Here is a 25,055-nt window from a genome sequence, read left to right on the forward strand (position 1 = left end):
AGCAATGGGAAGGGTAAAACTCTTGCCCGTGCGCAAATCCGTCCATCGTCTGCGACGAATTTTCAAGATCACCTTATGGCCTCGAATAGGGAAGTCGGTTATATTAACTGCTTCCATGAACCCCTTGGACTCGAAGGTGGCATTACCTGACAAAGTCTTGTCCATACGTTCGTCAAGACTAATATGAAACTCAGGTCCAACCTCGCAGACAGAAACGATAGTAAAATAATCTAATATTTGAGAAGGCAAAACAAGAGTTGCCAAGGTGCGTAACATTTTTTCTTCCATAATGCGAAGGTCGGAATTATTAAGATAAATAACAAATTATTCCCCCATTGATTTTCTACTGAGCCATCTTTTTCCTATGTAAATATCCGATTACCGATATAGCTGATACAAGGAAAAGTATTCCGTAGATGAGGCGTGTCATAGTAATCGGCCACGTCGGTCATAAAGGTGTCGGCTTTCATTGGGATGAAGAACTGATTGTGGGCATCTGCCAGAAGAAAATGATAAAGCATATAATCTTTCTTCGTAAAATTCCGCTGATTTTTAGAAAGGCTGTCCAATATCGTCAATGCGGCCATGTCCCCCCTCGCAATCAGGCTGTCGATAGTTTCAAGTTGTCCCCGGTAGGTGGATTTGTTGCATGCAGCCAGCAATATGATGAACAGTGTGGTTATTGCGATCGCATGTCTCATTGCATTTGGTTTACAATGCAAAGATAGTATTTCTCGTTGAATCAACGAAATGATTTGTCAAGAACATTCGGGTGTTTTCCATCAATAGCCCCCGTAATTGCAGCTGGGCTCATCGTGGTTTCCGCTGTCTAAGCCCCGCCATCGGGGGAGGATTATATGGCACTCGCCATCCGCCGGACTCAGAGAAAAATCCTTAGAATCCGACATACCCCCAGCCGCATTGTAATGACTTGTGTGCCAGCTTGATGCGGATGAGCTGGCGAAAGGTCATCCTCGGTGTGCCCATTGCTGACCTATCAGCTGGCGAAAGGTCATCTTTTCCGTCGCCGTTGGTGGTTGGTGGTCGAGCCGTGAGGAAGTGAAAAAAAATGATGTGTCCGAAAGGTCGGACACATCATTCTATTGTATGGTTGCTTGCGAGCCGCACCTGTTGTCAGAGTCGGTTCCGCCTGTGCTTGCTTTTGTTTCGTATGGTTTTAGAAACGATCGTCGCTGTCGAAGTCGTTGCGGCGGTCGAATCCATAGTTTCGTCGTTCGTTGCCGTATCCGTTGTTGTTTCTTCTGTCGTAACTTCTTCTGTTCCCGTAGTTTGTACGGTTTCCGTAGCCTTGCCGGTTGTTTCCGTAGGAGTTGCGTGGTGCTCGTTCTTCCCTTGGTCTGGCAATGCTCACGTTGAGTGTTTTTCCCTCAAATTCAGTTCCGTTGAGAGCGTCGATGGCCTTCTGACCGTTGTTTTCGTCGTTCATTTCTACGAATCCGAATCCACGTGAGCGCCCAGTCTCACGGTCGGTGATGATTTTGGCAGACGCTACTTCTCCGTAGGTTGCAAATAAATTGAACAGGCTCTCGTCGAGAGTTGTGAAGTTGATGTTTGAAACATAAATGTTCATTGTCGATTTGTTTTAAATGTATAAAGTTTGATGTTTGAAATTCCACGTTCTGCGGTTGTCTTCCCTTTTTTCGGCCACTGTTGTTCGGTCTGTTTTGCGTTGCCGTGGGGACGGTTGTATGGCGGTGGTCGGAGCGTAATGGTGGCATGGTCACGTTTTCGCTCTTTTCCGCTAATTGCTTATGTTGTTGGAAGTTACATGATTTTTTGTCGTGTTTCCTCCTGCCTTATGCCGTTGGTTTTATCATCTTTTCAATCAGTCAGCCATGCCTTTTTCGTATTGTGATGTCGGCGTTGGCCCAGAAAATTCATTTGGAGTACAATTCTTGCGATGATAAATCCATTCTCAAGAGAAGGCCGGAGAAAGCATTGCCAGTAATTAGATGCTACAAAAAATTATTTTTCTATGGTGACAAAGGTATGTAAAAAGGTTGAGAAAATCGCCTCTTTTTTTCTTTTTTTTGTCCTTGTGTGATATTTTTTCTCTCCCGTCGTTGTCAGCCTGACTGTCCTAAAGAGAGATTTTGGCACGTTGGGGCATCCCTCTGCCGGGTGTTCGGACATCGGAGGGAGGGTCAAAAAAATGGTTGGAAGATGCCGTTATCGGCTAATAAATTCCTAACTTTGTGGTCAAAAAGCTCCATGGGCAATATAAAGATTTTCGACAGTTCGTTCAGCCAGTCACGTGAGCTGAGTTTTGCACCAGCCATCAAGGCGGGATTTCCCAGCCCTGCCGAGGATTACAATAGGGATTCGCTCGATTTCAACCGCGATCTCATCCGCCATCCTGAGAGTACGTTCTACGGCCGCGTATCGGGCGACTCGATGTGCGATGCGGGTATCAACGATGGCGACATCGCTGTCATAGACAAGGCAATAGAAGCGTCGAACCATGATGTCGTGGTGGCCTACATCAACGACGAATTTACCATCAAGTTCCTCGACACCACTCACAAGGATGAGGGCTACATAGAGCTGCGACCCGCCAACGAACGCTATCTCCCTATCAGGGTTGACGACCTCGACAACTTCAGGGTGTGGGGTGTTGTGGTCTGGACAATCAAGTGTTGGAAGCGATGAACTGTTTGTCTGGTGTGGCCGTCACGGCTGTTGTGCGTCGTCACGATGTACCACCATCGGCCCGAAGTGCCATTCATTATCTCTCATAATAAGATGTATTACGCCATCTGCGACTGTGATAATTGCTACGTGAGCTGCGAGCGAGTGTTCCGCCCCAGTCTGAACGGCAAGCCCGTTGTTGTGCTCAGCAACAACGACGGTTGCGTGGTGGCCCGCAGCAACGAGGCCAAGCGGATGGGCATCAAGGCCGGAATGCCCTACTTCCAGCTGAGAGAGCAGTTCGCCGGGGCAGATATCGCCGTCTTCTCAAGCAACTATGAGCTTTACGGCGAGCTGACAGGACGGGTGATGTCGCTCATCAGGAAGGCCTCGCCACGCACATTCCGCTACTCCATCGACGAGAGTTTCTGCCTCTTGCCCGACATGAGCCACGACGAACTGAAGGAGTGGGGCGAACAGCTGCGGAAAGATGTCATGCAAGGAGTGGGAATACCCATCAGCATCGGCATAGCACGGACAAAGACACTGGCCAAGACTGCCAGCCATTTTGCCAAAAAATACAGTGGCTACCGTCACTGTTGCATCATCGACACCGACGAACGGCGCACCAAGGCGCTGCAACTCTACCCCATAGGCGAGGTGTGGGGCATCGGACGGAGGTACGAGGCACGGCTGACCTTGGCGGGTATCAAGACCGCCTACGACTTCGCAAGCCAGCCACGGTCGTGGGTGAAGTCGGAATTCAACATCGTGGGAACACGCACGTGGATGGAACTCAACGCCATCGACTGCATACCCGACGAGGAAATCACACGCAAGAAAAGCATTTGCACCAGCCGAAGTTTCACGGGGATGACCACCGACTTCGAGACTGTGAGGACTCATGTGGTGAACTTCGCCGCCCGCTGTGCCGAGAAGCTACGCCGGCAACGCTCCGTGGCATCTGTCGTCACCGTGTTCCTCCATACCAATGCCTTCAGGGATGACCTGCCGCAATACTGGAACACACGAGAGATAACCCTACTCACACCGACGAATGCCACGCAGGAAATCGTGAAGGCGGCCGTCGATGGGCTTCACCACATCTTCATCGAAGGCTACCACTACAAAAAGGCTGGGGTGGTGGTCATGGGCATCACCTCCGACAGACAGATTCAGACCAACTTCATCGACTTCGACTCCGAACGGGCGCGCAAAATGGCTGCACTCGGCAAAGTCATCGATCGTCTCAACCGAATCAACGGCAGAGACTCGATCATTCTCAGCTCACAACAGTATGCGCAGAAGGGTGCCGATGGGAAACCAGTGGGCTTCGCCGATGCCATACAGCACAATTTCAGGAGCAAGAACCCTACCACCCGCTGGAACGACATCATCTATCTCCTTTAGCCAGTGGGCCTCGCCCCCCGACTGACACCTGACTAAACGAAAGACGTGGCTCATGTTGCATGAACCACGTCTGTTTGTTATTTAGCTCAAGATTTATTCTTGTTATTTAATCTTGTTGTAGCCGTACTTGGCTGTGCAGCACAGTTCCTCCTCGATGCGGATGAGCTGGTTGTACTTCGCCATGCGGTCTGTGCGCGACATAGAGCCAGTCTTGATCTGGCCAGAGTTTGTTGCCACTGCGATGTCGGCGATGGTTGTGTCCTCCGTCTCACCAGAGCGGTGTGAGGTCACTGTTGTGTAGCCGGCGCGGTGAGCCATTTCGATGGCTTCGAGTGTCTCTGTGAGCGAGCCGATCTGGTTCACCTTGATGAGGATAGAGTTGGCAGCGCCCATCTTGATACCCTTTTCGAGGAACTTCACGTTGGTCACGAAGAGGTCGTCGCCCACCAACTGGCAGCGGTCGCCGATTTTTGCTGTGAGCTTCACCCAGTTTTCCCAGTCGTTCTCGTCGAGTCCGTCCTCGATAGAATCGATAGGATATTTGGTGATGAGCTGCTCAAGGTAAGCGATCTGCTCGTCTGCGGTGAGTTTCTTTCCGTTAGGATCTTTCGGCATGCCGTCTTTCAGCTCACGGTAGTTGTAGAACCATTGTCCGTTCTCTTGTGTTGCGAACTCTGATGCTGCGCAGTCCATGGCAATCTTCACGTCCTTGCCTGGTTCGTAGCCAGCGTCCTTGATGGCTTTCATGATTTCGTCGAGTGCGTCCTCTATGCCGTCGAACTTGGGAGCGAATCCTCCCTCGTCGCCTACTGCTGTTGAGAGTCCGCGTTTCTTGAGGTTCTTCTGCAGTGTGTGGAACACTTCAGCTCCCATGCGGAGTGCCTCACGAAGCGATGGTGCGCCTACGGGACGTATCATAAATTCTTGGAATGCGATTGGGGCATCGGAGTGTGCACCGCCGTTGATGATGTTCATCATCGGAACTGGCAGTGTGTAGGTGTTGGTTCCGCCGATGTAGCGGTACAATGGCATACCGAGTGCTTTTGCGGCAGTCTGTGCCACTGCGAGCGACACGCCGAGGATGGCGTTGGCTCCGAGTTTGCTCTTGGTTGGTGTGCCGTCGATTTCGAGCATTTTATAGTCGATTGCACGCTGTGCTGTCACGCAGAATCCCTTGAGTGCCGGTGCGATGATGTTGTTGACGTTGTCAACGGCCTTGAGCACACCTTTTCCTCCGAAGCGTTTTTTGTCGCCGTCGCGGAGTTCGAGTGCTTCATTCTCACCTGTTGATGCGCCTGATGGCACACTTGCACGTCCCATTACGCCATTTTCGAGTGTTACTTCTACCTCGACTGTAGGATTGCCACGAGAGTCGATAATCTCACGAGCGTGAATTTTTTCAATCTTCATAATTTTACCTTATAATTTATTAATGTGATTTGAATGTATAAACTTATCTTAATAGGAGTGACACGATGACATTGGGGGTGTTGCTTTCGTTGGGTGGAAACCGTTTGTTATCCTTGCCGTCAGTATTTTCGTGGTGTACCATTGTGCTTGTGAAGCAAGCTCCTATTGGTTTTCGTCCCCAAAGTTATAAAAAATATTTGAGACTGGCAAAGATTTTCACACAAAATAACTCCTACACAGTCCGTTGCGTTTCTCTGAGCTCAAGCATTTCGGTGGGAACGGACTGCCTTATCTTGCCGGCGATGAGTTCACGCAGCGAGTTGCGTATGAAGTTTCGGCTGGTCATCAGCACGATGTCGCGTGTGGGGATGGGGTGGGCGAAGGGTCTGACGAGCTGTTTCTGTCCGTCGCTGAGCTGGTAGGTGGCCAGTTCGGGTATGAATGTCACTCCCTTGCCGCTTTCCACGATTCGCATGAAGGTCTCGATGCTGCCCAGATGATAGGTTTTCTTGCTGTTGGCGGCGGCTTTCAGCTGGCAGAACTTCACGAGTTGCTCGCGGAAGCAGTGCCCCTCGTCGAGCAGCCACAGGTATTCGCCTGTGAGGTCGGCCGTGCGGATGGCGGTGCGGTCGAAGAGGTCGTTGTCTTTGGCCACGTATGCGTAGAACTTCTCGTAGAAAAGGTGGTGGCAGTCGAAGTTGTCGAGCCCTTCGACCATGGCCAGTATGCCGGCGTCGATGTCGTTGCGTCTCAGTGCCCGTTGCATCTCTTCGGTCTTCAGTTCGGTCACCCGCAGGTCGATGTCGGGATAGTCGCTCATCAGTTGCGGCAGGAATCTTGGGATGAGGTAGGGCGCAATGGTGGGCAGCACGCCCAGATGGAATGTTCCCGTCAGCGATTGTTTCTGCTCCTGCGCCACTTCTTTCAGTCTCCGTGCCCGCACGAGCACGCCCCATGCCCTGTCGATGATGATTTTCCCGGCTGGAGTGGGACGTATGGGCTGTTTGCGGCGGTCGAAAATCTTCACCCCCAGCTCGTCCTCCAGCTTCTGAATCATCGAGCTCAGCGTGGGTTGTGTCACGTTGCAATAGTCGGCTGCCTTGGCAAAGTGTCCGAAGCGATGGACCGCCATCACGTATTCCATTTGTTGTAGTGTCATTGGCTTTGTCGGTTCTGTACTGCAAAGATACCCATTTTTTTTCTGATACCGCTCATCGTCACGACTAAAAAAATGTTGCCCTGTGGCGAAAGGTGAGCTATGGGCGCGCAAAAGCTCACCTTTTGATGAGTAAAAGCTCACCAATGGTTTTGCCGTAGCTTATGTTGGCCGATGGGGCAGAGCCGTGTGGCGGTTGTCAGTGGCGGTTTTCGGCCAGTCGCAGCAGCGTGCCGGTGGGACAAACGAACCGACAGTAGGGGCGTGGCACGAACAGCGACAGTACCACCACCACGATGCCCAGCACGAGAACAAAGGCCGAGGCAGTCTGAAAGACGAAGGCCGAGAACACCTCATAGTCCATCCACTCGGTCCATATGCCCGTGACCAGCAGCACCACCAGCACGTTGAAAAGCCCTTGGCGGAAGTAGTCCAGCCGTAGGGCGACCTTCTGGCTCATGTGCCATTTGCGACGGTGCGCCATGCCTGCCAGATCTTGTAGCGAGCCACACGGACAGACATTCGAGCAGTAGTAATTCTTCTTGCCGAAGAGCGGATAGGCAAAGGCGGTGCCCATCATGATGATGGGGATGAGCGACATCCACGAGTCGATTCCGCCCGATACGAAGCCCACCAGCAGCGACCACGAGAGGAACGTGCCGCACCAAAAGCCCAGCACGACCACGTTGAGCACGAGTTGTAGCGTGCGGTAGCGTCGGTTGCGGACGAGCAGTGGCACGATGGCTGCCAGCATCACCACCACCAGTCCGGCCACGGTCTTGGCGTTGGGGGAGTCAGCCAGCAGGTCGTTCGGTGTGGTGGCATTGGCAGAGGCATAGGCCATCGCCCTGTGCATGTTGGCGATGATGGCACGCGACGAGTAGGTGGCGCCGCTCACGGCATCGGGTTGGGTGCGTGCGGCCTCGTCGATGGTCATGCCGTTCCAACGTCCGAGCAGCTCCTTGGCTTGTCCGAAGAATGCCGGTGTCTCGTTGTTGGCCAGTGCCTTGACCCGTTTCACCCTCCCTTTGCTGATGTATATTTCCAAGGGAACGGGTCCTCCGTAGCCTCTGATGTCGCTGCCGAGTGCCGAAGTGTTGACGACGAGGGTGCCGTCGGCCATCGTGCGCATGGTGTCGTTGTCGTTGTGCGTCTCCGTAGCCACTCCTTTTTCGCCGAGGCGGTGTCCCCACAGGCAGCCGTCGCGCTGTATGGCTGCCGTAGCCACGATGCAGAGGCAGACGAGCAGCATCAGAATCTGTTGTAGTCTCTTCATATTATAATAGGTGTTTGCCCGTCGATGTTGTTGCGGGATTTCGTGCAAAGATACCCATTTTTCGTCACTTCCGTACTCATCCGCCTATCTTGTTATCAGTTTTTAACCCCGACGCTCCCCCGTCGCACTCTTAAATTTTTTCCGAAAATCAACATTCGCACAAAAATTGTTTGTTCAAGCCAAATCCTTTTTATATCTTTGTACTCCGTTCTCTATGACAATAAAAAATAATCACTATCAAATAAAAAGAAAATTATGGACAAAAAACTACTCAAAACACTGACGACTTTATTGTTGTTGGGCACCACACTGGCAGCGCAGGCCATCGATCGCAAAGCGCTCAGTGAGTATGCCAGCTCGCTCAAGGGCCAGAAGAAAGCCGATTTGAAAACAGCCGTTTTCAATCTCATAGGCAACCTCAAGACATTGTCGTACGGCAGCGGCTACAGGAAAACGTGGTGGGGCTTCTACCGCACCGATCGCATCGGCAACACGATGGAATGCCGCAACCGTTACAGCGATGCAAAGTTCTATTTCACTGGCGACGACGGTAAATCCATCGCAGGAATGAACATCGAACACTCGTTCCCCAAGAGCTGGTGGGGGAAAACAAAAAACAATGCCTACCAGGACTTGCACCACCTCTATCCCTCCGACGCAAAGGCAAACAGCAGCAAGAGCAACTACCCCATGGGCATTGTCACCAGCGGTTCGTCAGCCCCTGACGGTGCCGAGAAGGTGGGAATGGGCCCCGGTCCTAACGGACAACTCATCAAAATGTTCGAACCGGCGGACCAATTCAAGGGCGATTTCAGCCGAACCTATATGTATATGGCAACTGCCTATCAGAACCTGACGTGGCAAGGCACACAGGGCTTGCAGGAGTTGGAGAACAACTCGTGGCCGACACTTCGCCAATGGGCTTACACCATCTACACCGAATGGATTAAGAACGACCCCGTGAGCGACATAGAGATTGAACGCAACAACGCCGTGGCTGAGATTCAGGGCAACCGAAACCTGTTCATCGACTACCCTTATCTGGCAGAATACATCTGGGGCGACAGCATCGACCGTCCGTTCGACCCCTACACATCCGTCACAACGGCATCCGACGACTACCGCTACGGCAGCCAAACACCGCCGGCAGTGACCACACCGACATTCTCAGTGACCTCAGGCTCATACATCGCTCCGCTGACGGTTGAGATTACATGCGCAACCACAGGTGCGACGATATACTACACCACCGACGGAACGGAGCCGACTAAGGCCAGCACACCATACAACAGTCCGCTGACGCTCAACACCACAACCACCCTCAAGGCCATAGCAGTGAAGGGAACCGACGCAAGCAGAGTGGCAACGGCCAACTACACGCTCAAGAATGCCGACGACATGTACTACTTCTCGAAACTCACCACCGCACCGACCGACGGCAAACGGTATCTCATCGTGGTCAACAACGGAACGCTCAAGGCTGCAAAGCCAGTGGTAGAGGGCACAAAGGGCTACGGCTATCTCAAGGTGGCGGACGTTCAGGAGAAAGAATCGAAGATAACACTCGAAACCGATGAACTCGCCTTCACATTCGAGGCAGCAGCCGGAGGATTCAAAATCAAGGACAGCAAGGGCCGATACTACTACCAGAGTGACAACTACAGCACCTTCACGCCGACCACCGACCCAACCGAGGCCGACGTATGGACGGTTGTGAAGAATGACGACGGCACCTATTCCATCAAGGCCGCCGACTCTGGCAACACCATCCAGTACTCAACCAAGTACAAATCGTTCGGCAACTACAGTACAACGTCAGCCAAAAACTTGTTCCCCATGCTCTATGAGGAAACAAAATCCAACGGAATAGCCACCATCGAGGTGGAGACAACTGGCGTCAACGTCAACAACGCTACCTACACGCTGCAGGGAGTTCAGATGCCGCAGGGCAAACCATTGCAGCCGGGCATCTACATCCGCAACGGACGCAAGATAGTAGTGAAATAAACAATACCCACAACGGTCGGAAACGGCCACAATAACCAGCGCAACGGGCTGACAAGCACAGTGACTACGGTCGCCGCTTGTCGGCCCGTCGCCTTGATATCTATAAGGTGTGGCCGATTCTATCCCATCCATCGCCCAATGAAATCTGCCACACGTTCAATGTAATGTACAGTCTTTGAAAGGCAGTGTGGCAGAGTGGGTTGACGGGTTCGGGAAAATGTGTTTGTGAGTATGATACGGATGAGTGGGCGAAAGGTTACCTTTTGCGCCGCCATTGCTGACCTTTTAGCCGACGAAAGGTCATCTTTTTGTTGCCGATGGCTCAATGTCGGAATGCCGATTGAGAAAATGCCCGCTTGTTTTGCGTTGTTGCTGCTGGTCGTTCTGTCCGCAACTGATGGCTTACGGCAACCGTGTGTGGGTGTGAAACCGCCGATATCGAGATTGGAGGGAAAAAAGAATCCCCCACCGTCACGGTGAGGGATTTCTCTTATCAAATGATTAATGATTTTACCTTAAATGCAATGGTTTGTCGCCGAAGGATTAGTATGCGAACAAAGGATAGTCCTTCATTGTTGCATTCACCTTCTCGCGAACTGTTGCAATGACCTTTTCGTCTTCTGGTGATGAGAGGACGGTGTCGATGAGCTCTGCGATGAGCTGCATCATGTCTTCCTTCGTGCCACGGGTTGTCATGGCAGCTGTTCCGAGACGGATACCGCTGGTCTGGAATGCCGAGCGACTGTCGAATGGAACCATGTTCTTGTTGACGGTGATGTCGGCTGCAACGAGTGCGTTCTCTGCCACCTTACCAGTCAGTTCGGGGAACTTGCTGCGGAGGTCGAGCAGCATGGAGTGGTTGTCTGTACCGCCGCTGACGATGTCGAAGCCACGGTCGATGAGTGCTGCTGCGAGTGCTGCTGCGTTTTTCTTCACCTGTGTTGCGTATTCCTTCCAGCTTGGCTCAAGGTTTTCGCCGAATGCCACGGCCTTGGCAGCGATGACGTGTTCCAATGGACCGCCTTGGTTGCCAGGGAATACTGCTGAGTTGAGCACTGCTGACATTTTCTTGAGGTTTCCGTTCTTAAGAGTGATGCCCCATGGGTTGTCGAAGTCCTTGCCCATAAGGATGACACCGCCACGTGGACCGCGGAGAGTCTTGTGGGTAGTGGTTGTGACGATGTGGGCGTACTTCACTGGGTTGTCGAGCAGTCCGGCAGCGATCAAACCTGCTGGGTGTGCCATGTCAACCATGAAGATAGCGCCGATTTCGTCGGCTACCTTACGGATGCGTGCGTAGTCCCATTCGCGGCTGTATGCCGAGCCGCCGGCAACGATGAGCTTTGGCTTGTGCTCGCGTGCGAGTTTCTCAAGGTTGTCGTAATCTACGCGTCCTGTTTCCTTGTTGAGGGTATAGCCGATGGGGTTGTAGAGAATACCTGATGTGTTGACAGGGCTTCCGTGAGAAAGGTGCCCGCCGTGGTCAAGGTCCATTCCCATGAATGTGTCGCCTGGCTTAAGGCAAGCGAGGAATACTGCTTGGTTAGCCTGTGCGCCTGAGTGTGGCTGCACGTTGGCATATTCGGCTCCGAAAACTTTCTTGATGCGCTCAATAGCTAAATTCTCCACGATGTCAACAACCTGGCATCCACCGTAGTACCTCTTGCCGGGGTAGCCTTCTGCATACTTGTTGGTGAGGTATGAGCCCATAGCCTGCATGACCTCGTCACTTACGAAATTCTCGGATGCGATAAGCTCCATGCCTTTCAGCTGGCGCTGGTGTTCCTTCTCGATAAGATCAAAAATCTCAAGATCTCTTCTCATATTGTTTAAGTGTTTATTGTCTTTTCCAGCTAACATTTTTCATAGTGTAATGCTTTCGAAGACTAGGTTATTATTATTGCTTGCAAATATAAGCAAAATCTGTAAATCGCACAAATAAAAGATAGAAAATATTGTCTTCGGCCTTTGTTATTGGCTGATACTGTGCCCCTGATTTCTCACTTTGGGACAATCGTGCATCTTTCTCTCGGCATCATTCGCAGAGTTCCACCTTATCTATATATTGCTCCTTGTCGCAGTAGTGGCATTTCAGTATGCCGTGGGTCTTGTCAACGGTGTTGAAGATGGTGGTCATCGGCTCGTTGTTGGTGATGCACTTGGGGTTGTTGCATTTGACGATGCCATGCAACTCGTCGGGTGTCGTCACCTTTTTCTTCTCCACCACCTCGTAGTCCTTGATGATGTTGAGGATGATGTTTGGCGCCACGACTGACAAACGTGATATCTCGTCATCGGTGAAGAACTTGTCGCTGACCTTGATGATGCCTTTCTTTCCCACCTTGCTCGATGAGAAGTTGTAGCCTATGGTGACGGGTGTGGCGAGTTGCTGCAGTTCGAGCAGGTTGAACACTTGGAATGTCTTTCCCGATGGTATGTGGTCTATGACGGTGCCGTTCTCGATGGCGGCTACAAGTCTTTCTTTCTTTGACATTTTCTTTCTTTGTTGTTGGTGTTGATAATAGGGTAGGGATGGCTTTGTCCTATTCCTTCTTCTGTACTATATTTATGGTGTCGAAGATGTCGCCTGCCGTTACATAAACTGTGAGGGTGCGTTCCTTGCCCGTCGTGTTGGGTTCGATGGTGAGCCAGTAGGTGTTGCCTTTCACCTCAATCTCGTACCAGTCTTTTTTAATATGGCGGTAGTCCCATTCTTTGCCTTCCTCGACGGCGAGAAATTTCTTGCCATCAACGGTGACGTATGAATCGAGCCATGGTCGGCTGTAGTTTGTGCAGGTGACGGCGAACGTTCCTCCTTTCGCCTCGGCAGTAATCTTGGTGGGATTGCCTGGGTGATCAGCTACCCATTCCATTGGATCCCACAATCCCACTGGGTCGGTCTTGTCGCCACAGGAGGTGAAGCCAAGCAATGCGCTTGCCATAAGCAGGCAGCATGCGATGTGTTTTGTTTTTCTCATACTTGTAGTTATTCTCGTTGAATTGCGATGGCGGGTCGTGGCCTTTCGGTGTCGGCAGTGGCCCGCATGGGTTATAGTATCGTCTTGTCTGCCCTCACCTTGTCGAGTGTGATGCCGAGCGAGTAGCAATAGATGGCCTCGCGTGCGAAGAGTCCGTTGCGTGCCTGCTGTATGTAGTAGGCGTGCGGACTGTCGTCCACGTCGTAGGCAATTTCGTTGACACGTGGGAGTGGATGTAGGATTTTCATGTTCGGCTTTGCCAGCGTGAGCATGTTGTTGTGTAAGATATAGACATTCTTCACGCGCTCATACTCCATGAGGTCTGAGAAGCGTTCCTTCTGCACGCGTGTCATGTAGAGTATGTCGGCGTCGGCAATCAGTTCTGGTGTGAAGTCCTCGTGTTCGGTGTATCTGATGCCGTTCTCCTTGCAGTAGAGTTTGTATTCTTCGGGCATGGCCAGTTCCTGTGGCGCTATGAAATGGAAGGTGGGGTTGAAGTGGCGCATGGCCATGAGCAGCGAATGCACCGTCCGCCCGTATTTCAGGTCGCCCACGAGGTAGATGTTTAGGTTTTCAAGCGTACCCTGTGTTTGGCTGATCGTGTAGAGGTCGAGCAAGCACTGCGATGGATGTTGGTGTGCTCCGTCGCCTGCGTTGATGATGGGCACTGGTGCCACTTCCGAGGCATATTGCGCCGCTCCCTCGATGTAGTGTCGCATGACGATGGCGTCAGCATAGTTGCCCACCATGAGAATGGTGTCCTTCAGTGTCTCGCCTTTGCTGACACTCGACACCTTGGCGTCGGTGAATCCTATCACCTTTGCCCCCAGTCGGTTGGCCGCCGTCTCGAAACTGAGGCGCGTGCGTGTCGAAGGTTCGTAGAATAGGGTGGCGATGACTCTTCCCTTGAGTAGCTCTCTGTTGGGGTGTGCTTCGAACTCCTTTGCCATGTCGATGAGATAGAGTATCTCCTCGCGTCCGAGCTTCTGGATGTTCACGAAATTATGTCTTTCCATTGAAATTTGTGAGTTTGACCGTTTCGACTGTAAAGGTACGGAAATAATTTTGTCACTCCCAAAAAACAAGGCAATAATTTTGTGCTTTCCTTAAATTAAACTATCTTTGCAAATGAATTATGTCAGTTGGCCGACATTCCGCCGGCGACATGATGACAGAAATATGGATACATGAGACGACATCTCGTACATTTCTTTTGGGGAACGCTGATATTTCTTGTCGGTTCCATGACTGTCTTTTTCGTGGCCGTTTGGAACGGATGGGTGGGCTATATGCCTGACATGGAGGAACTTTCGAATCCTGTCGATAAGCTTGCCTCACAAGTCTATTCCAGCGATGGCCAGTTCATCGGAACATGGAACCAAGACAACGCCAACCGTGTGGCGATCGATTACAACAGTCTCTCGCCACACCTCGTCCATGCCCTCGTAGCAACCGAGGACGAGCGCTTCTACGAACATTCCGGTATCGACTTCATTGCCCTTGGCAGAGCTATCGTCAAGCGTGGCGTCATGCAACAAGCGAGTGCCGGAGGCGGTTCGACCATCACCCAGCAACTCGCCAAGCAAGTCTATTCCGAAAAGGCCCGCAACACCCTTGAGCGACTGTTGCAGAAGCCTATCGAGTGGATTATCGCCGTGAAGCTGGAGCGACATTTCACCAAGGAGGAGATATTGGCCATGTATTTCAATTACTTCGACTTCCTCCACAATGCCGTGGGCATCCAGCGTGCGGCCAACATCTATTTCAACAAGGAGCCACGCCATCTGAGCGTCACCGAGGCTGCCACACTTGTGGGCCTCTGCAAGAATCCGTCGCTCTTCAATCCGCTGCGCTATCCCGACCGATGCCGCAACCGTCGCAACGTCGTGCTCATGCAGATGAAGAAGTGCGGCTACATCACACAGGAGGAGTTCAAAGAGCTTATCCAGCGTCCACTCGGCATTGTCTATACCCGTGCCAAGCCCATTGATGGCTCGGCCGACTATTTCCAGTCGTTCCTCCGCCAGTACATGATGGCCGAAAAGCCGGAGCGGGAGAACTATCAGGAGTGGCGCATGCGTGAATTTGTGCTCGACTCCGTGGCATGGGAGAGCGATCCTCTCTATGGGTGGTGTAACAAGAACCAGAAACGCAACGGCGAGAACTACGACGTCAACACCGACGGACTGCGCATCTTCACCACCATCGACACACGCATGCAGCAATATGCTGAACAGGCAGTACGCAAACACGTGGGAGGATACCTGCAGGCAGAGTTCAACAAGGCCAACCGATACAAGAAGAACGCACCGTTCTCCAACAATATCACACGAAAGACCATCAAGGACATTCTCAACCGCTCGTGTAAGCAGAGCGTCAGATATCGCACTTTGAAGGAGCAGGGGGCAACCGACGAGGAAATCGTACGCAGCTTCCGAACACCACACGTCATGACGCTCTTCACCTACCACGGTAATGTTGACACGCTCATGACGCCCATCGACTCCATACGCTACTACAAGTCGTTCCTGAGAGCAGCTTTCATGAGCATGGACGTCCACACGGGAGCGGTGAAAGCCTACGTCGGGGGCATCGACTACGAACACTTCAAGTACGACATGGTGATGGTCGGACGCCGACAGGTGGGTTCCGCCATCAAACCTTATCTTTATGCGCTCGCCATGCAAAACGGAATGACACCTTGCAGTACTGCTCCCAACGTGCAACGTACCTACGGCGGATGGACGCCGCGCAACACCTCGCGAGCACGCTACGGACAACAGGTAACGTTGAGATGGGGATTGCAGCAATCGAACAACTGGATTTCGGCCTATCTCATCAATCTCCTTGGTCCGTCGCAGTTCGTCAACATCCTACACGACTTTGGATTCTACAATCCCGACATCGACCGCTTCACGTCGCCTGTGCTCTGCCTCGGCTCGTCCGAGCTTTCAGTGGGCGAGATGTGCAGTGCCTATACCACTTTCGCCAACCGTGGTGTGAGGTGCGCGCCACTCTTCGTTACGAAGATAGAAGACAGTCATGGCAATGTCATCGCCAAGTTCCAGCCACTCATGAACGAGGTCATATCAGAGGAGAGTGCCTTCAAGATGCTCGATATGCTGCAGGCAGTCATCAACGGAGGAACGGGCGGACGACTGCGTTCTCGCTTCAACATCGACGGACAGATAGGCGGCAAGACCGGTACAACCAACGACAACTCCGACGGTTGGTTCATGGGCTTCACGCCACAGCTTGTAAGTGGCTGCTGGGTAGGTGGCGAGGACCGCGACATTCACTTCGACAACACGTCAATGGGGCAGGGTGCCACCATGGCATTGCCCATCTGGGCCTACTACATGAAGCTGGTCTATGCCGACAAGCGGTTAGGCTATTCACCATCGGTGAAGTTCGACATTCCCGCCAACTTCAACCCGTGTCAGACCGCCGATTCCATATCGGTCAACGGCATACAGGAGATTTACTTCTGATGCGCCGTCGGCTGCCACAATAGGTCTGTGCTGCATCAGCCCGTCAATCGGACGACGGCAGGCCTTTGAACGGCAAGTACAAAGAAACTCAATCAATAAAATAGTGATAATTTTCTCAAACAACTAATCGTTGAGAAGCTGGCTGGCTCGTGATGAGTCAGCCAGTTTTGCTTTGCTGAGGTCCGTTCTCCTGTCGGACGGAGTCCTCCAATCGTTCATTGGAGATTTTTTTGTGCAAAAAGAAAGCAAAATTTTCTAATGATCGATTTGGGATTAATTGTTTTTACCAAAACGATTATACGTTTTCATTAAAACGATTAATCGTTTCCAGTGAATCGCCTTGTTGTTCTTTGACAATAAAGCTGCTCTGCCGTGGCAAATGGAGAGTTCAAGACTATTGGGCTTTTCTAAGTTTTCTTGTCACGAACGGACATCGTTTATAGATTGAAACTCACCTTGGCTGTCAAGCTGCGTTCTCGTAGATTGTTGATGGAAAAAATCCGTTCGTTTGTGGTAACGTATCTTCTCTCGTAACGGTTCGCTCCGAATAGGTTATTGCAACTCAGGCTCACTTCGTAAGTTTTCGTGCGATAATTTATTGACAAGTCAGAGAAGAAGTTGGTGTTCACCGTTTTATCATTGCTGTGGTATAATTCGTTGTCCCATTCTATCTGCCAATTTCCCGGCATGATGAAGAATTTCAATTCATGATGGAAATATCGTAATGAGCTTTTATCATTGCCGGCGAGCTTGTCATCCTGCCGCATGTAGTTCATGGAGCTGCGTTCTTCGACGGAGAAGAAATCTATCGGGTGGTACGAAGTCTCAATGCCCAGACTGCCTCTTTGCATTTTGAGGTCGGTCAGCTGTCCGCCGAGCATGAGTTGATATTTGTCCCATCCGTACAGGGCTTTTGCCGACACAGAGAATTTTCCCCATCCTATTGATTTTCCCAAACTTCCGTTTATCACGCAACTTTCTCTCTTTCCGTGCTCATTTGTGACTTCGCGTTTGTAGAATCCTTTATCGAGTGTTGCCGCATACAAAGCAATGTTTCGGATGACGTTTGCGGTAAAGCCCATGCTTGTAAAAAAACCGCTTATGGCATCTCTGTAGCTCCACGAGTTTCTGAAAGTGTGCACCGTGACGTCCTCCGGTTTTCCCTTGCCTTTCGTCAGGGTCATGTAGTTTATGTAAATCGGTGAGAGGCTCAACTCATCCATGCTGTTTGCGATAGTCGCCATCGAGTAGGTCAGAGTGGTATTGATTTTCGATGAGAAATCGTATTTAAAGTAGAGTGATGGCTCGGCGGTGAATGTACTTTTTGACAGAGAGTTCAGTTTGCGATACATCCATCCCAGCCGCCCGGACAACGTCAGTTTCATATTCTTATCCTGATAGGCAAGCACTGGTGAGACGTATGGCAGTAGCTCCGTGTAGCAGTCTCTTCTATCCGTCAGATCGTTTGCCGTGTTTAGGTGCTTGTTTTGGAAATCGACTCCGACTTTGTATGTGACGTTGAACCCCGCTGTTTTGTGTCGGAAATAGGAATAGGTGTTCCATTTTACGGTGTGCAGTCCCAGCCTTTCCGTTATTCCGTTGCGCAACAATAGTCTGCCGGGCTGATAGCCATATATAAACTGTGAGGAAACTGAGAAACTTCTGTTGCCTTTCATATTGGTGATGTATTCCAAGTCGTCGGCAATGTATCGTGCGCGCGGTGTTACTTCCTGGTGAACGGAGATACCGTTGAGCAGCGTGTTTCCTCTGGCGTAATCGAAATCAATATATCCTTTCAAACTGTTTGCGAGATAGATTTTCTCTTTGTTTACCTTATACAACAGCTCGCCTTTCCATTCGTTGCGTTTGGTAAAGGCATTTTGTTCTTCCGTAATGAGTGCGTTTCCGCTTTCTGCGTCCAGATATATTTTTTCGTTTCTGCTTTGTTGTTCTGTTTTGTCAGTCAATCCGTTGAGCTGAAACCGCAGGTCGTTGTTTTTGCCAGTCTTTATCAGCCAGTTGGAAGCTATTATGTACGTGTCGTTCAGCCGGTAGCGTCTGCCGGCAAGTGCGGGTCTGTTTATATCTATACCGCTTAGTAATCCGTTTCCCAGCGTCAGTGATCGGTTTGGGGTGAGGTCGCTCACTTCGTGTTCAATGTCTTTTCCCGTATTGTCGGTTTTCAGCAGCGATATGCTTTGCATTTTTGGAGAGATGAACATTCCCATCAGTCTTAGCTCCCTGAGCCATTTTGTCTTGTGTTGCAATGTAAGGCCTGTTCCGACATCAGCTATCCCTTGCCAGATGTTTTTTGAGTCATCTCTCAGGACAATATTGATGGCTGCCTGCTCGCTGAACTTTATTCCTTTCAGTGCTTTTACCGGTTGGTGGTTTTGCAGTACTTCCACACTTTTCACCTTGTCGGCACTGATGTTTTCGTTGGCTATGGAATACTTTCCGCCCAACAAGTCCATGCCTTCTATATAATAGGTGTTGATGTTTCTCCCCTCATAGGAAATCTTTCCGTCGGCTCCTATTTGCAGTCCCGGCATCTTTGCGATGACATCGGCAATGCTTCGGTCTTGCTTCTGCCTGAAGGCGTTCACGCTGTAAATCAATGTGTCGCCTGTCTGCCTTATTTTCTGCGCTTTCACCTTTACTTCTTTCAGTTCGTAGGAAGTTTCGTACATTTTATAAGTGCGACCGTTCTTGAACTCGTTTACGGGTAGTTTCAGCGTTTCATATCCCATCATTCCGATTGAAAGCTCAGCGGGATTTTTGCCGGGTTGTACATCCACCTCAAAATACCCCTTTTGGTCTGAATGGGTGTATGCGACAGGCTTTCCCTCCACATTCTTCAGGATGACGGTTGCCCATTCCATAGCCGTGTCGTCCTTGTCTTTGACGTACCCGTTGAAGGACTGTGCAAAGGTCTGGAAATGCCAGAGTATGCCCAGTATGAAAAGTGTTGTAAGTCGTTGCATTACTTCAAAGTCTCAATCAGGCATGCCGTTGCCGCCTTCTGCCTTATGTCCCTTCCATTGGCATCTTTTTTGGAAAGCACCCGTATGCCCATCACCCGGCTCAGCAGTTCATCGGAGTTCTTTCTCATCAACATGCTCAGTTCTTCCATTTCCTTGGCGGTGCAGTGGTTGTACTTCTCATCCCTCAATCCTATTTTGCTTTGGTTACCCTTTGCGATGCCTATGCAGTCGAATGCGAAATCTCCCTTTGCGTCACGGGCGTATAAAATCATTCCCGGCAAACCGCATAGTTTCCAAGGTCCATCAGCGATGCTGATCTCAGGAGTGTAGAAGGCTGTCCATGTTCGTCCGCGATAGGTGGTAACGGCCTTATAACAGGTGTAACCCGCTATTGTGGTATCGGCTTCTTCAAGCGTCCATTTCATTTTCGGCATATCTTCTTCGTACATGAATGGCTTGAAGAATACATCGCTGACAACGATTTTTCCTTTTTCCGGGAAGTTTTTCAATACGCTCATTGCCGTTGAGTAGTCAGTCAGATTGCGTTTTATCACTTCTTCGTGAGCTTCATAAGCATTGTGACCGGTTTTCAGCAAACTGTCCGTGACAACTCTGCTTCGTTCAAAAGTCAGACAATAAAATATGGATTGCTCATTGCTGATGTCCAATACCATGATATCGTTTTCCGGCTTTTGGATTTCTTCCACTTGCCTATGGCTCATATTGTAAGTGATGCTTATGTTGTTTTGTCCATATCCCGCGAATATGTTGAGACTGGACATAATGAATAAAAGTAAATATCTTCGCATTATTTTCATGATTAAGTAGCTTGAAATATTTCAAGCTACTTAATTATAAGATATGATTTAATTGACTTTTCTTTTCTCCAAATTATGTGCAGTGTAAATAGCTGCAATTTCTTCATTTGTTAATTTTCCCTCATAGATAGCTCGTGTTCCATCTTCGAAAATAATAACAGTGTAAGTTTTTTGTGGCTCACTGTTAGCTACTTGTAGTGTTGCGGGTTTATCATCTTGTGCCATCATTGGTATTGCTGGGAAAAGGCAAAGGCATGCCAATAGACTTACTTTTGAAAAGAATTTCTTCATAGTGAATAATTTTTGTGCCTACTCTTTTGTTATAAGCTTTTCGGCTACTGCTTCTTTTACAGTGTAGTCTGATAATCCAATCGACTAGAAATTTTTATTTACAAAAATACTTTTTTTTTTGAAAAAAGATACGTTCCCCCTTTCTTTTTAGCATATTTTTTTATAATGAATCTTAATTTAAACTATTTTAAACAACTTATAACAGATGTGCGTTTATATCGGAAACTGTTGGAGCAGAAAGTGAGATGAGGAGGTACACCTGAGTGTACAAACCTATTTCTTCAAAGTTCGCTTGCTCACGGGCGAGTGATGGGGGATATGGCGGGCTTTTTGGAGGTGTGGGAGAACAGAGCTGTTACTCAAAATAACAGGGGCTGGAATTGTATGTCGCAATCTGCTGACAATCAGAATAATAGCAACGGGATACTGATAGGTGAGCTTTTGCCACGCCATTCATGACCTATCACATGGCAAAAGGTCAGCTTTCGGGAAATGATCGGCAGACCTTGAACTGATGGAACAAATTATTTGGAATGCGATAGGGATAAGGACGGGTTGATTGATATAAATCAAAAATTCGAGGAGAAATGCGATTTTTTCGCTGTTTTGTTTGCTTGTGTTCGCAAACTGTTGTACTTTTGCATTACAAGAAAGATTAATAGATTGTTTAGGTTAGTAGTAATAGATTAGGTTTAGTAGTTTTTTAGGTAAAGAACAAAGCGATTGTTCAGGATTCAAGCAAATAGGATTAGTTTAGGTAATTAAGATTTTTTCATTAAAAGGGTAACAAAATGATGCAAGATTTAGGGTAGTACCGTGAGGTACGAACCTAAAATCAAGCTTCATACAAGAACATAATACAGTATTAAATAGAGAATGCAGAGCGTGATGCCCTGCATTTTTCATTTTCTTCCATTCCCCGTTCGTGCCACTTTCCTTAGAAGGTGTAGCCGAATCCCACGTTGAGGAAGATGGGGTACATGTTGAACGTGATGGTTTTGAAGTCTTTTTCGAAGATGTCAGTGAAGGCCCATGCCAAGTCGGCATTAACCGTGAAATGTCGGAAGGCCCGCCATGTTCCGCCCACTTGTGCTCCCCATTGGAAGTGGTTGAGGTTGGAGCTGAAGTCGTAGGCGGCGGTTTTGCCGTCGGTGAAGGCGAGTTTCTCGCCCGTTGGATCGGTCTCTCTCAGGTATCCGTCGCTGACGTGTCCCGTGAACTCGCCGTCCAACCGGAGCGAGGCAAACAGTCCGCCCCTGACTTTCCAAGCGTTGTTGAAGCGGTAGTTGGCCATCACGGGTATGGTGAGCATCGTAGAGTTGTATTTTGTTTTCACATAGCCCGTCCAACGGCCTGCCACGCGGCTTCCATCGTCGATAATCTCCATGCTGTAGTTTTTCACCTTGGCACCTGTTATCATGCCTTTCTCCTCCACTTTCAGTGCTACCGACACGCCCCAGTGTGGGTTCTTGTCGAGCCATTTGGTCACCATGCCTTCCAGCGAGCCGTTGAACCGTGGGCTGTAGCTGTCGATGGAGCGTACCTCCACGGGCAGTGGGATGGGCGATGCGCCGCCGATGTTGACGCCAGTCTTCACCTCAAATTCCCATCCGTTGCGTTCCGACTGCTCAAGTACGTCGTTTCTTACGTCCTGTGCGTGTGCGAAGGGGCATATTAGGAGTGCCATGCCTACGATAATTGCCTTGCCGACGGTCGCCATTCGTGCGGTGGTTGTCGTTCCGTCGGTTGTGTTGCTTGTTGAATATGTTGTCTTCATTCTTCTTTTCAGATAATCGTTAATAATTGGTTGGCCTTGTTTTCCGCCTCCCTCTGGGGGTCTTTCCCTTTCCGGGACGACCGGTGGGAGGGTTTACTCGTAGAAGAGTTCCATTTCATCGACGTAGAGTGTGCTTCCCACTGCTCCGTTGAACGTTGCCCCGTCCTTGCTTGACGACATGATGATGGCAAGGTTGTATTGGCCTGCCTTCAGTTTTGCGGCATCCACTTTTCGCCCTTTCACTGGTTCAAAGTTGATGGCGAAGCGTGTCCATTCGTCGGTCTCTTTCTTGTCGTTGAGCCTTGCCATGAGCACGATGTTGTCGCTTGTCAGTGAGTTGGTTCCGTCGAGATACGGCACTTCGGGTGTCACTTCGTAGAACACGGCATAGATGTCGAATTCGTCTTTCTTGCCAGGCACTTCGATTCCTTTCTTGTCGGTGAATTTTTCACCAGCCTTGTATTTGTAGTAGCCCACGAGTGCCTGTGGAGTCTTGCGGAACGGCTGTCCGAAGCGGGTCGATTTCGCCATGTTCTTCATATTGATTTCAAATGTTCCCATGAACAGGTTGCCGGCGGCCAGTGGTGCTCCGAACGACGCTCCTATTGCTCCTGTGCTGACGGTCTGAAGTTTCGCGCATTTTCCCTGCACTCCTCCGTCTGCCTGGCTTGTGGGATACGATTCGGCTGGGTCGGCAGCGTTGGTGAACATAAAGCCTGCGTTTCCGCTTCCCCATGTCATCTCCGTGCCGTCGATGGTGGTGTCGTAGAAGATGTGGTAGAATTTGTGTGGTGGGGTGTTTGGATCCCAGCTGCTGGCGTACTCGTACCATTTCATGTTTTCAAAATGATAGACGGTGGCAACGTCGTCGGAGATGAACGAAACCTTGTAGTTTTTCTTCCATTGTCCGTCCTGCGATGTCACGGTGTAGGTCTGTGGGGTGGTGAAGTCGCGCACTGTTCCGCTTTCGGGCTCAATGGTGGCTCCTTCGGTGAGGGTGAACTTGGGTGCGAGTTGTGTCACTTCGTCCCAGCCGTTGACGTAGAGTCGCACTTCGTTGTTGGTGATGACGGGTTTGCGGATGAGCAAGTCGCCATCTACTTGGCACGAAACGATGTCGGCCTCTGTATTGAGGGCTTCGTCCCTGATGCACGATGTGAGTGTCAGTGCCAACAGGAGTGCCAGCATTGTGAGTCTCACGCTTGTTGATTTAACCATAATTGTCATACTGATTTGAATAGAGTTATGGGTGGGTTTTGTGCGTCGTCGCCGTGATTGCCTCATGGAGGTGCATGGGTTGACGCCTTGTCGGCCTTTGTCCTCTTTGCTTCTCGGAGTGCGTGCGTGGCGACCGTGTGGTATTCTATCGTTGCTGGCTCGCTGACGCTTGGCTTTCTGCCATCGAGAACATCATCTACTCAGGCTGATTCTTTGGACCCTTCCAAAGTGAAATCGACTGCAAATTTACGTAAAAAATATCAGAAAGGTGGAAATTTGTATTGAATAGTAAGCATCTTTTCGTTTTTTTAGCCGGCTATTGCCCTGTGCTCTCTCTCCGTTCTGCCTTGCTGTCGCTGGCCGGAGCTTCCGCCTTCTACTCGCGCAGCTGTGTGGGCGTTACGCCGAGGTTGGTCTGTAGGTAACGGGTGAAATAGGCCACGGATGAGAAATTGAACTCGTAGGCAATCTGGGTCATGGTCTTTTCCGTTCCGCGCAGCGTGTTTTGCAGCTCTGCCACGGTGTAATGCGTAATCCAATAATTGGCGCTGTGTCCGCTGACTTTCTTGATAACTTCCGATAGATGTTTCGACGTGACGAAGAGTTTTTCGGCATAGTGTGGTATGTTGCGGTGTTCACGGAAGTCGCCTTGCTCAAGCATCTCGAAGAATTTGTTGGCCAGTGTCGATGCCTGTGTCGATGTGTCGCCCTTTCCGTAGATGCGACTTGTGAAGTCGAAGCAGTCGATGATGAGCTGCCAGCTGACCGCTATCATCATTTCGTGCTGGAATTTGTTTTCCTTCACAGAGAGTTGGTAGAACACATTCTCGTAGTCTCTGTGCCACCGCTCCTGTTCCTTGGGCAGCAGCTCCATGACGGGATTGGCATTGAGCAGCAGTATGTGACGAAGGGTGTAGTTTGAGCGCAGGGCCGTGAGGTTGTGGTATTTCGGGTGTACGAACATGCCCTCGACGGCGAAGTCGTCAGTTTGCCGTCCGACGCTCATCACGCTGCAGTTGTTGGCCACGAGCAGCATGCCGGGCTTGAGTTCGAAGGCCTTGCCGTCGTAGGTGAGGTCGCTGCTGCCCTTCATACAGAAGGCATAGAGGGTCATTTCCTGTGTCTTTGCGTCGTCGGTCAGGTTGATGTTGTCAGTTTTGATAATCCATTCGTCATTATATTCAATCATAGGTGGGTAAGTTTAGGCTATTGAAGATGACTGATGCGCCAGTTTGATTGTTATTTTTGCAAATATACGAAAATCTGTTTTGAAAAAGAAAAACCGGCCTCTTTTTCTTAAAAAAATCCCAATAGTGTCCCGTATATTCGGTTTTTAAAGAGTTGTTGCCCATTCATTGCCCCTTCATTTTCGTTTCTTTTCCAGTCAGTATTTTTTTCTTGAAAGTGGGCTTGTTGTGGGCTTGTCGGCCGATGAACGACTGAAGAATGACGAAAAAGAGGCGGAAAGAATGTAGCAAGTTGAAATAAAAAACGCTAAGGAAATAGGTATGTTCGGTTTTGAACACTTGCTAATCTGTACCACACCTTACTTTCTGATTGCGAAAGCTGACCTTTTGCCATGCGATAGGT

At 50.1% G+C, this 25,055-nt stretch carries 21 protein-coding genes; 4 read left to right on the forward strand and 17 right to left on the reverse strand.

The features are described from left to right. From H515_RS0112155 to H515_RS0112165, 3 genes are all read right to left on the reverse strand, one after another. Nucleotides 1-288 (reverse strand): ISAon1 family transposase N-terminal region protein (locus H515_RS0112155; RefSeq protein WP_028901762.1); only part of this gene is annotated, 288 nt, incomplete at its 3' end. Nucleotides 289-362: 74 nt separating this feature from the next. Next, entirely contained in the window at nucleotides 363-701 is a 339-nt protein-coding gene (locus H515_RS0112160; RefSeq protein ID WP_025876481.1) for a hypothetical protein, read from the reverse strand. A 476-nt stretch (nucleotides 702-1,177) separates the two neighbouring features. After that, nucleotides 1,178-1,591 (reverse strand): RNA recognition motif domain-containing protein, encoded by a 414-nt coding sequence (locus H515_RS0112165; RefSeq protein ID WP_025876483.1) that lies wholly within the window; start codon nucleotides 1,589-1,591, stop codon nucleotides 1,178-1,180. Nucleotides 1,592-2,232: 641 nt separating this feature from the next. Between H515_RS0112165 and H515_RS0112175 the strand changes: the two genes are divergently transcribed. Beyond that, nucleotides 2,233-2,670 (forward strand): LexA family protein, encoded by a 438-nt coding sequence (locus H515_RS0112175; protein WP_025876485.1) that lies wholly within the window; start codon nucleotides 2,233-2,235, stop codon nucleotides 2,668-2,670. A gap of 93 nt (nucleotides 2,671-2,763) precedes the next feature. Next, nucleotides 2,764-4,059 carry a Y-family DNA polymerase gene (locus H515_RS0112180; protein WP_025876487.1) on the forward strand — a complete coding sequence of 432 codons (1,296 nt, stop codon included), beginning with the start codon at nucleotides 2,764-2,766 and terminating at the stop codon, nucleotides 4,057-4,059. Between the two features lie 102 nt (nucleotides 4,060-4,161). Here the strand turns inward: H515_RS0112180 and eno are convergent, their stop codons facing one another. The 3 genes from eno to H515_RS0112195 form a co-directional block, all read right to left on the reverse strand. Beyond that, complete coding sequence (gene eno, locus H515_RS0112185; protein WP_025876490.1) at nucleotides 4,162-5,469, reverse strand: phosphopyruvate hydratase; 1,308 nt, start codon at nucleotides 5,467-5,469, stop codon at nucleotides 4,162-4,164. A gap of 232 nt (nucleotides 5,470-5,701) precedes the next feature. Then, nucleotides 5,702-6,628 (reverse strand): hydrogen peroxide-inducible genes activator, encoded by a 927-nt coding sequence (locus H515_RS0112190; RefSeq protein WP_025876491.1) that lies wholly within the window; start codon nucleotides 6,626-6,628, stop codon nucleotides 5,702-5,704. Nucleotides 6,629-6,824: 196 nt separating this feature from the next. Beyond that, on the reverse strand, nucleotides 6,825-7,901 hold the full coding sequence (locus H515_RS0112195; protein WP_028902018.1) for a 4Fe-4S binding protein: 1,077 nt from the start codon (nucleotides 7,899-7,901) through the stop codon (nucleotides 6,825-6,827). A gap of 255 nt (nucleotides 7,902-8,156) precedes the next feature. Between H515_RS0112195 and H515_RS14780 the strand changes: the two genes are divergently transcribed. After that, entirely contained in the window at nucleotides 8,157-9,908 is a 1,752-nt protein-coding gene (locus tag H515_RS14780) for an endonuclease (protein ID WP_051274794.1), read from the forward strand. Nucleotides 9,909-10,027: 119 nt separating this feature from the next. Here H515_RS14780 and H515_RS0112205 read toward each other — a convergent pair whose 3' ends face one another. The 5 genes from H515_RS0112205 to pyrB form a co-directional block, all read right to left on the reverse strand. Further along, nucleotides 10,028-10,405, reverse strand: coding sequence for a hypothetical protein (locus H515_RS0112205; RefSeq protein WP_025876493.1), 378 nt, complete (start codon nucleotides 10,403-10,405; stop codon nucleotides 10,028-10,030). A gap of 46 nt (nucleotides 10,406-10,451) precedes the next feature. Next, nucleotides 10,452-11,732 (reverse strand): serine hydroxymethyltransferase, encoded by a 1,281-nt coding sequence (gene glyA, locus H515_RS0112210; RefSeq protein WP_025876495.1) that lies wholly within the window; start codon nucleotides 11,730-11,732, stop codon nucleotides 10,452-10,454. A gap of 211 nt (nucleotides 11,733-11,943) precedes the next feature. Next, complete coding sequence (gene pyrI, locus H515_RS0112215; protein ID WP_025876497.1) at nucleotides 11,944-12,402, reverse strand: aspartate carbamoyltransferase regulatory subunit; 459 nt, start codon at nucleotides 12,400-12,402, stop codon at nucleotides 11,944-11,946. 49 nt (nucleotides 12,403-12,451) lie between these two features. Further along, complete coding sequence (locus H515_RS0112220) at nucleotides 12,452-12,886, reverse strand: BACON domain-containing protein (RefSeq protein ID WP_238300129.1); 435 nt, start codon at nucleotides 12,884-12,886, stop codon at nucleotides 12,452-12,454. A 71-nt stretch (nucleotides 12,887-12,957) separates the two neighbouring features. Beyond that, nucleotides 12,958-13,902, reverse strand: coding sequence for an aspartate carbamoyltransferase (gene pyrB / locus H515_RS0112225; RefSeq protein ID WP_025876501.1), 945 nt, complete (start codon nucleotides 13,900-13,902; stop codon nucleotides 12,958-12,960). A gap of 171 nt (nucleotides 13,903-14,073) precedes the next feature. Here pyrB and H515_RS0112230 point away from each other — a divergent pair, with 171 nt between their 5' ends. Next, entirely contained in the window at nucleotides 14,074-16,377 is a 2,304-nt protein-coding gene (locus H515_RS0112230; RefSeq protein ID WP_028902020.1) for a transglycosylase domain-containing protein, read from the forward strand. 437 nt (nucleotides 16,378-16,814) lie between these two features. On the opposite strand, the gene H515_RS0112235 is transcribed toward H515_RS0112230, so the two are convergent. The 6 genes from H515_RS0112235 to H515_RS0112260 all read right to left on the reverse strand — a co-directional run bounded on the left by H515_RS0112235 (nucleotide 16,815) and on the right by H515_RS0112260 (nucleotide 24,654). Further along, the gene (locus H515_RS0112235) at nucleotides 16,815-19,361 is read right to left on the reverse strand and encodes a TonB-dependent receptor (RefSeq protein WP_028902021.1); all 2,547 of its coding nucleotides are present in this window, start codon (nucleotides 19,359-19,361) and stop codon (nucleotides 16,815-16,817) included. Continuing rightward, entirely contained in the window at nucleotides 19,361-20,179 is an 819-nt protein-coding gene (locus H515_RS0112240) for a GLPGLI family protein (RefSeq protein WP_081410176.1), read from the reverse strand. Before H515_RS0112240 ends, H515_RS0112235 begins: the two co-directional genes overlap by 1 nt. A 48-nt stretch (nucleotides 20,180-20,227) precedes the next feature. After that, entirely contained in the window at nucleotides 20,228-20,470 is a 243-nt protein-coding gene (locus H515_RS0112245; RefSeq protein WP_154653713.1) for a hypothetical protein, read from the reverse strand. 937 nt (nucleotides 20,471-21,407) lie between these two features. Beyond that, nucleotides 21,408-22,157 carry a porin family protein gene (locus tag H515_RS0112250; RefSeq protein WP_082745848.1) on the reverse strand — a complete coding sequence of 250 codons (750 nt, stop codon included), beginning with the start codon at nucleotides 22,155-22,157 and terminating at the stop codon, nucleotides 21,408-21,410. 183 nt (nucleotides 22,158-22,340) lie between these two features. Further along, a complete protein-coding gene (locus H515_RS0112255) occupies nucleotides 22,341-23,465 on the reverse strand; it encodes a PCMD domain-containing protein (RefSeq protein WP_025876512.1) in 1,125 nt (374 codons plus the stop codon). A 376-nt stretch (nucleotides 23,466-23,841) separates the two neighbouring features. Continuing rightward, nucleotides 23,842-24,654 (reverse strand): helix-turn-helix domain-containing protein, encoded by an 813-nt coding sequence (locus H515_RS0112260; RefSeq protein ID WP_025876514.1) that lies wholly within the window; start codon nucleotides 24,652-24,654, stop codon nucleotides 23,842-23,844. Nucleotides 24,655-25,055: the final 401 nt, after the last annotated feature.

The sequence above is a fragment of the Prevotella corporis DSM 18810 = JCM 8529 genome (genome assembly GCF_000430525.1).
Classification (GTDB): domain Bacteria; phylum Bacteroidota; class Bacteroidia; order Bacteroidales; family Bacteroidaceae; genus Prevotella; species Prevotella corporis.

What these genes read in the sequence shown, in the direction of transcription:
- H515_RS0112160 (WP_025876481.1), bottom strand. Translation starts at nt 701, where the DNA reads ATGAGACATGCGATCGCAATAACCACACTGTTCATCATATTGCTGGCT.
- H515_RS0112165 (WP_025876483.1), bottom strand. Translation starts at nt 1,591, where the DNA reads ATGAACATTTATGTTTCAAACATCAACTTCACAACTCTCGACGAGAGC.
- H515_RS0112175 (WP_025876485.1), top strand. Translation starts at nt 2,233, where the DNA reads ATGGGCAATATAAAGATTTTCGACAGTTCGTTCAGCCAGTCACGTGAG.
- H515_RS0112180 (WP_025876487.1), top strand. Translation starts at nt 2,764, where the DNA reads ATGTATTACGCCATCTGCGACTGTGATAATTGCTACGTGAGCTGCGAG.
- eno (WP_025876490.1), bottom strand. Translation starts at nt 5,469, where the DNA reads ATGAAGATTGAAAAAATTCACGCTCGTGAGATTATCGACTCTCGTGGC.
- H515_RS0112190 (WP_025876491.1), bottom strand. Translation starts at nt 6,628, where the DNA reads ATGACACTACAACAAATGGAATACGTGATGGCGGTCCATCGCTTCGGA.
- H515_RS0112195 (WP_028902018.1), bottom strand. Translation starts at nt 7,901, where the DNA reads ATGAAGAGACTACAACAGATTCTGATGCTGCTCGTCTGCCTCTGCATC.
- H515_RS14780 (WP_051274794.1), top strand. Translation starts at nt 8,157, where the DNA reads ATGGACAAAAAACTACTCAAAACACTGACGACTTTATTGTTGTTGGGC.
- glyA (WP_025876495.1), bottom strand. Translation starts at nt 11,732, where the DNA reads ATGAGAAGAGATCTTGAGATTTTTGATCTTATCGAGAAGGAACACCAG.
- pyrI (WP_025876497.1), bottom strand. Translation starts at nt 12,402, where the DNA reads ATGTCAAAGAAAGAAAGACTTGTAGCCGCCATCGAGAACGGCACCGTC.
- H515_RS0112220 (WP_238300129.1), bottom strand. Translation starts at nt 12,886, where the DNA reads ATGAGAAAAACAAAACACATCGCATGCTGCCTGCTTATGGCAAGCGCA.
- pyrB (WP_025876501.1), bottom strand. Translation starts at nt 13,902, where the DNA reads ATGGAAAGACATAATTTCGTGAACATCCAGAAGCTCGGACGCGAGGAG.
- H515_RS0112230 (WP_028902020.1), top strand. Translation starts at nt 14,074, where the DNA reads ATGAGACGACATCTCGTACATTTCTTTTGGGGAACGCTGATATTTCTT.
- H515_RS0112235 (WP_028902021.1), bottom strand. Translation starts at nt 19,361, where the DNA reads ATGCAACGACTTACAACACTTTTCATACTGGGCATACTCTGGCATTTC.
- H515_RS0112240 (WP_081410176.1), bottom strand. Translation starts at nt 20,179, where the DNA reads ATGAAAATAATGCGAAGATATTTACTTTTATTCATTATGTCCAGTCTC.
- H515_RS0112245 (WP_154653713.1), bottom strand. Translation starts at nt 20,470, where the DNA reads ATGAAGAAATTCTTTTCAAAAGTAAGTCTATTGGCATGCCTTTGCCTT.
- H515_RS0112250 (WP_082745848.1), bottom strand. Translation starts at nt 22,157, where the DNA reads ATGGCACTCCTAATATGCCCCTTCGCACACGCACAGGACGTAAGAAAC.
- H515_RS0112255 (WP_025876512.1), bottom strand. Translation starts at nt 23,465, where the DNA reads ATGGTTAAATCAACAAGCGTGAGACTCACAATGCTGGCACTCCTGTTG.
- H515_RS0112260 (WP_025876514.1), bottom strand. Translation starts at nt 24,654, where the DNA reads ATGATTGAATATAATGACGAATGGATTATCAAAACTGACAACATCAAC.